General features: G+C 34.3%; 4 protein-coding genes. All 4 read right to left on the reverse strand.

Annotated features, from left to right (window positions below; all coding sequences use genetic code 11):
* Window positions 1-100 precede the first annotated feature (100 nt).
* Window positions 101-526, reverse strand: coding sequence for a CBS domain-containing protein (locus Q9Q97_RS18205; protein WP_306159699.1), 426 nt, complete (start codon window positions 524-526; stop codon window positions 101-103).
* Between the two features lie 279 nt (window positions 527-805).
* Entirely contained in the window at window positions 806-2,818 is a 2,013-nt protein-coding gene (locus Q9Q97_RS18210; protein WP_306159701.1) for an OmpA family protein, read from the reverse strand.
* An 8-nt stretch (window positions 2,819-2,826) separates the two neighbouring features.
* A complete protein-coding gene (locus tag Q9Q97_RS18215) occupies window positions 2,827-3,738 on the reverse strand; it encodes a type IX secretion system membrane protein PorP/SprF (protein ID WP_306159703.1) in 912 nt (303 codons plus the stop codon).
* Between the two features lie 48 nt (window positions 3,739-3,786).
* Window positions 3,787-7,365, reverse strand: a 3,579-nt coding sequence (locus Q9Q97_RS18220; RefSeq protein WP_306159705.1) for a gliding motility-associated C-terminal domain-containing protein, incomplete at its 5' end; no start/stop codon positions are given.

Here is a 7,365-nt window from a genome sequence, read left to right on the forward strand (position 1 = left end):
TCTTTTTAGCGTTTTCTTTTCCGAAAATCTATTTAGATAAATAAAAAAAGTCCAATAGAAATTGGACTCGTTTTGAATTTTTATCTTTTTTAGATAACCTTTATTGAGAAATATAAGAATTCAAATGGTTGATTGTGTCTTTCTGAATTTCTATAATTGCCTTAACCACATCACTGATTGAAATTATTCCAATCACTACTCCATCTTCCATGACAGGCAGGTGTCTTATTCTTTTTTCGCTCATAAGTTCCATACAATCTTCGATATTATTTGAAAGTTTTACTGTAAAAACATTACTTTCCATAATCTCATGAACAAAAGTTTCTTTGGAAGATTTATCCTTTAGAACAATTTTTCTGGCATAATCTCTTTCAGACAATATTCCTTTTAGATTATTATCGTCGATAACCAAAATTGCCCCAATGTTTTTTTCTCCCATAACTTTTAACGCATCATAAACCGTTAAATTGGAGAAAATAGAATATACATTTCTTCCCTTTGCTTTAAGTATTTGATCTACAGTCATAATGAAAAATTTTTAGATCAATAAAGTTATAACAAAAAGAAACACAATCTACAGCGAAATCGATTTTTTAAAAACATAACTAATTCATTTTAAATATTATACATTGAATTTTACATTTCTAAATTGATACTGTAAATAATGAAATGATTTCGAATTGTTTTTTGATGAAAATTTGTTTTTTTAACAACCAACAAGTAACTCCTAGCGGAAGTTATTTAAAACATAAAAAACCTTTTCTAAAAATCTAGAAAAGGTTTTTCACATTGGTTGGTCATTTATTTAAATTGCTACAATAATAAACTCGCTTCGTCTATTTTGCATATGCTGTTTTTCTGAACATTTTACTCCATCGGCACATTTGTTCACTAATTGTGTTTCTCCGAAACCTTTGGCAGTTAATCTGTCTTCGCTTATTCCTTTTTGAATCAGCCACTTTTTTGTTGATTGTGCTCTTTTTTCTGAAAGAATCTGGTTGCTTTCTGAAGACGAACGGCTGTCTGTATGTGAGCGAATATCAAGTTTCATTGTTGGATATTCGTTTAAAAGATTGACCACTTTCATCAATTGTGGTTCAGATGTCTTTTTAATAGTCGCTTTACCCAAATCAAAGAAATTCATTGGAAGATTTAGCAGTTTTGCAATATCTACCCCTACTCGTATAGAACCTATTTTCACTGGACTGATAGCTACTTTTTTGATGGCTACCGTTTTTGAGGCAAGAGGTACAAACACTTTATTTAATGCAATCATTTGAGTCGTTTCTCCTTTTTCTTTAAGAATCGTTACTGCAACTTCTTTTGCATTGTAATCGTTTTTAGCAGTTCTGATTGTGTATTTTTTACCACATCTTAAATCTGAAAAAACATAGTTTCCTTTTTCATCTGTAGTGATTGTTCCGACTGGATCAAATTTTTCGTTAAACAGAGTCAGAGAAGTATTCGCTAAAATCTCGTTTGATTCTGCATCGGTAACAGTTCCTGATAAGTTTTGTTCGCAGATTAATCTTCTGGTTTCTGTAAATCTATAAATATCATCTAAACCTTGTCCGTTTTCTCTATTTGAAGAAAAATAACCGCTTCTGCTTTTGCTGTCAATGCTGAAGGCAAAGTCATCTTGCTTACTGTTTACTGGTTCTCCTACATTTAAGACGTCATCGTAAGTTCCGCTTGTTTTTATTCGAGAAGCAAAAATATCCAATCCGCCTAAACCTGGACGTCCGTCAGAGGCAAAATACAATTCGTTTTCTCCAGAAATAAACGGAAAAGTTTCTCTTCCTTCTGTATTAATAGCTGGCCCAAGATTTTCTGGTGTACCAAACGTACCATCTTCATTTATTGTTACTTTGTAAATATCAGACTGCCCCAAAGTTCCTGGCATGTCTGAAGCAAAATAAAGCGTTTTTTCGTCTACACTTAAAGCTGGATGCGCCGTGCTGTACTGGTTGCTGTTGAACGGAAGTTCTGCAACATTTTTCCATTCGTTATCGATAAATTCTGCTTTGTATAATTTTAAAAGAGTAACATTTTTGTCATTGCTTCCTCTTTTTCCATCTGTAAAATTATTTCTAGTAAAATACATAGTACGTCCGTCTTTTGTAAAAATCGGACTTGACTCATTGAATTTATCTTTTTTTCTTTTTACCAAAAGTTCTGTTTTTCCAACACTTCCGTCTGGCATTAAATCGGCGGTATAAAGTCTAGAGAAAGATCTATTTGTCCATTGAAAATTGGATTTAACAACTCCACCTGTATCTCGTGCAGAAGTAAAAACGATTTTATTGTTGTAAATAACGCTTCCGTAATCTGAATAGCGAGAATTTACTCCGGCATCGGCAATTTGAAATCGGCCTGAGTTTTCTTTTATTTCTTCTAAATAATTTTTATCGCTTCTAATTAAATCGGCTCTTTTTTCTGATGTTGCTTTCTGATTGAATTTCTGTAAAATCTCATCAGACTTACGATAGTCTCCTGCTGATTTTAAAGATTGTCCATAGCGATATAAATATTCTGCTTCTTGGTTTGGGTTGATTACAAATAATTGTTCATACCATTTTAATGCATTTTTCAATTCTCCATTAAAATAATAGGAATTTGCCAAACGCTGAATCACGCCTTCATTTGTAGTCTGATCATTTACTAAACTCTCGTATACTTTTATTGCATCTGCGTAAGCGTACTCTTCGTATTTTTTATCTGCATATTTGATGTTCATAGTTGTAAATGGACTTTGCGCACTTACATTTGAAACAAAACTACACAGTAAAAAGATCAAAATTAATTTTCTAGCTTTCATAGGTTGTATTAAAAGAATCTTGGGGCTATCATTTTATTGTAATTATTAAAGAATTCGAATCTTAAGAAAATCTCATGAGATCCAGAATTGTATTTTCTCAATCGCGTCGTTTCATGATCGTAACCATAACCTATATACATTCCTTTTGTAACTTGAAATCCTGCCATTGCACTAACAGAAGCACTCCAACGATAAGCAAGTCCCAAAACAAATTTGTCGTTAAACATAAAATTTCCAGAAACATCAACTTGCAATGGAGCTCCTTCTACCATTTTGGCCATAACAGCTGGTTTGAATTTTACGTATTCTAAACGGTCCAAATTAAATACATAACCTGCTATTAAGTAATAGTTGATTTTATCTTTGAAAATAGCCACGTCGTCTGAATCATAACGGTTTGTTTCTATAAAATTAGGAACCGACAATCCGATGTAAGCTCTGTCTGAATGGTAATAGATTCCGGCTCCAACATTTGGCGAAAACTTGTTTTTAAGATTCTGAAACTGCGGATCATCCTGATCTTCAAAACTTAATTTATTAATATCGATGTTAAAAAGATTGGCTGTTCCTTTTATTCCGAAAGATAAATTCCACATTTCTGAAGTCGGAATTGTATAAGACAAATCTGCTGATAAAGTATTCTCTACAGTTGGTCCGATTTTATCATTTACCAAAGAAACTCCAAGTCCTAAATCACTATTTGGCAAAGGTGTATTAACAGAAAATGTACTTGTTTCTGGCGCTCCATCTAACCCAATCCATTGTGTACGATATAAACCAAAAACGCTTAAAGCTCCTCGCGAACCTGCATACGCTGGATTGACTTCGATTGTGTTGTACATATATTGTGTGTACTGCGCATCTTGCTGCGCATTTGACACAATCGAAAAAAACATAAAAACTAAAATTAATTTTTTCATTTATTAAGCTTTAGAACGGCTTAGTGTTTAGCTAAGCCGTAATCCATTTTATTTATTAAGGTATAAGTAACCAGATTCTTGGTGAGAAGTTTTTGAACTGTCGTTGTATTTCAAAATATAGAAATACGTTCCAACTGGCAGACCTTCCGCTTGTTTCACTGTAGAGCGTCCGTTAGAATATCCAACAAAAACACGATCATTATTGTTATACTGATCAATATTGAAAACTAAAACCCCCCAACGGTTGTAAATTTCAACCGTATTATCTGGATAACATTCTATTCCTCTAATGTAGAATCTTGCATTCTTGCTGTCTCCGTTTGGAGAGAAAGCATTCATTACTTTAATAGAACATCCGTTTAAGTCTAAAACTGTAGGACTGTCTCCGCTATTGCTTGAATCGTCTGACTGGTCTTCTACTACAACTCCTCTTGAACTGCTACCTTTTACAGTTGCTTGATTACTTACGCTACCTCGATTAATATCTTCTTGCGTGATTTTGTAAACCGCTGTAAAATTAGTTTCGTTAGATTCATTTACTCCCAGATTAATTGCTTGTCCTGAAACTACAACTCCTGGTAATGGATCGTTTATCGTGATGCCAACAAGAGGCACATTTCCTGTATTGGTTACTGTAAATTTGTATGTAATCGTTTCTCCTGCATTTGCAAAACCGCTTTTATTTTCGTCATTGAAAACGGCTGTTTTGATCACCGAAATAGCAGGAACTTCTACAAATACATTTAATACAGCCGTAGCACAGTTTGTTGAATTTGCTTTTTCGCAAACTTGATAAGTCAACGGATAATTTCCTCCTGGTGTGTTTGGCTTCACATTTACAGTTCCGTCTGCATTCCATTCAAAATATGGACTTTCTGTTACAGGTTTAACTTCAACATCTGCAGGATTTATTGGCTGTCCGTTTATTAAATCATTTTCTAAAACATTTACAAATTCTAATGAACCATTAATTCCATCTGCGCTAACATCATTGTCATTATTTAAAGTAATCTGATTTATTGTTGGAGGCGCTGGGTCTGCAACATTATTAACAATAACCTTAATTACCGCCTGACTACAGTTTGATGTATTTGCTGCTTCACAAACCTGATAAGTCAATTCGTAAACTCCATCTGGCGTATTCGCTGAAATATTAATTAAACCGTCTGCACTCAATGTAATATTCGGATTTACTACAGGAACCGATAACACAACATCTGAAGGATTGATTTTTGCTCCATTCAATACATCATTTTCAAAAATATTTACTGTAGCAGTTGCACCTTTCTTCACATTTATTGGTCCAGTTTCGTCATTATTTGCTTTTATAGCAAATGTTGGACGTGCATTACAATCTGCAGTAGCTTGTGGATAAGCAACAGAAACTGTAACTGTAGGATTTAATGAAAATTCGATTTTCACTCCATTTCTGGTAACTTCAAATCCATCAGCTCCTTCTGTCCATACACCATTGTTTAAAATCCATCCTGGCCAATCAATTCCTTTTCCATTACTATCAACTTCTGCTCCTGGCCATAAAAGATTGCCACTCAATGGTAAATCTGTCTGAGTTGCTACAACATTATTGTTGCTGTCAATCCATTTCACAGTCAATAAATTATTGGTTGTAAAATTATCTGGCGTTACAGTATAATTAACATAAGGAACATTGTTTGAACAATAGCTATTTGCAACTATTGACATTTTAGGTTCTGTTACCGTTACCTTTACAACATTTGATTTACAGTTGTCTGTATTTAATTTCTCGCAAATTGTATATGTAAGTTCATATTCTCCAGCAGGTGCGTTTGGTGCTAGTATAACATTTCCGTTTGCATCTACTGTTAGATACCCTTTTGGATCATCTTTAGTCACATCAAGTTTTACATCTGAAGGCACTAATGCATTTCCATTTTTAGTGTCATTATCAAAAACATTAATCACTTTTTGCGGAACATTTACTCCAACTGCTGAAGGTACTAGATCTTCATTTGCAACAAGATCTCCCGCCGTTACTGGTACAGTTATAATAACTGAATCGCAGTTTAACGGATTATTGTTTTCGCAGATTTTATACTCAACTTTATAATCTGCTGCCGGTGTATTTGGCGCAACAGTAATGGTATAATCTGAATTTAACGTAAGTCCTGTCGGAAGTGTTCCGATAATTTCAAATTTAACTTCTCCTGCTGCTGTTCCAACTGCAATCGGATTTCCGTTTAATTTATCATTTGCAATTAATGAAATGGTTGTTCCTCCGATATTTCCGTTTATTGATGCAATCACATCATCAACCGCATCGATTGCTGGAATTCCAACTGTCACTTTAACCGTATTTGAACTGCAGTTGTCTGGATTTAATTTCTCGCAGATTTCATAAGTCAGCTCATATTCTCCAGCTGGCAGATTGGCGCCTAAAACAATGTTTCCGTTTGCATCTACAGTTAAATATCCTTTTGGATCCGTTTTAGTCACATTAAGATTTACATCTGATGGCACTAATGGCTTTCCGTTTTTAGTATCATTATCAAAAACATTTTCTCCTAATGTCTGAGGCACATTCGAACCTAAAACTGAAGGAATAACATCTTCATTTGCAACAAGATCTCCCGCCGTTACTGGTACAGTTATAATAACTGAATCGCAGTTTAACGGATTATTGTTTTCGCAAATTTTATACTCAACTTTATAATCTGAAGCTGGCGTATTTGGCGAAACAGTAATGGTATAATCTGAATTTAACGTAAGTCCTGTCGGAAGTATTCCTATAATTTCAAATTTAACTTCTCCTGCTGCTGTTCCAACTTTAATCGGATTTCCATTTAATTTATCATTTCCAATTAATGAAATAGTTGTTCCTCCAATATTTCCGTTTATTGATGCAATCACATCATCAACCGCATCGATTACAGGAAGACCTACCGTTACTTTAACCGTATTTGAACTGCAGTTGTCTGGATTTAATTTCTCGCAGATTTCATAAGTCAGCTCATATTCTCCAGCTGGCGGATTGGCGCCTAAAACAATGTTTCCGTTTGCATCTACACTTAAATATCCTTTCGGATCAGCTTTAGTCACATTCAGATTTACATCTGATGGCACTAATGGCTTTCCGTTTTTAGTATCATTATCAAAAACATTTTCACCTAATGTCTGAGATACATTCGAACCTAAAACTGAAGGAATAATATCTTCGTTTGCTACAAGATCTCCTGCTGTTACCGGCACAGTTATAATAACTGAATCGCAGTTTGCAGGAACTGCACCTACTTCACAAATCTCATATTTTATATTATAATCTCCTTTTGGAGTTCCTGGATTTACCGTAATAGTACCATTAGCATTTAATGTTAATCCTGATGGTAAAGCACCAATAATATCTATTGTAACTTTTCCAGAATCAGTTCCAATTACCGCCGGATTACCTTTAAAAGTATCGTTACCAATTAATGATACAGTTGTTCCTCCAATGTTTCCATTAATCGGATCAATGTTATCTACTACTGCATCTATTGCATTCACAACCTTAACTTCTGCAACCGCAGTTTTACAGTTTGAAGGGTTTGCACCCGTTTCGCAGATTGTATACGTAAGCGAGTATGTTCCAGATGCAGTGTTTGCAGCAAG

Source organism: Flavobacterium sp. DG2-3, from assembly GCF_030730925.1.
Taxonomy (GTDB): domain Bacteria; phylum Bacteroidota; class Bacteroidia; order Flavobacteriales; family Flavobacteriaceae; genus Flavobacterium.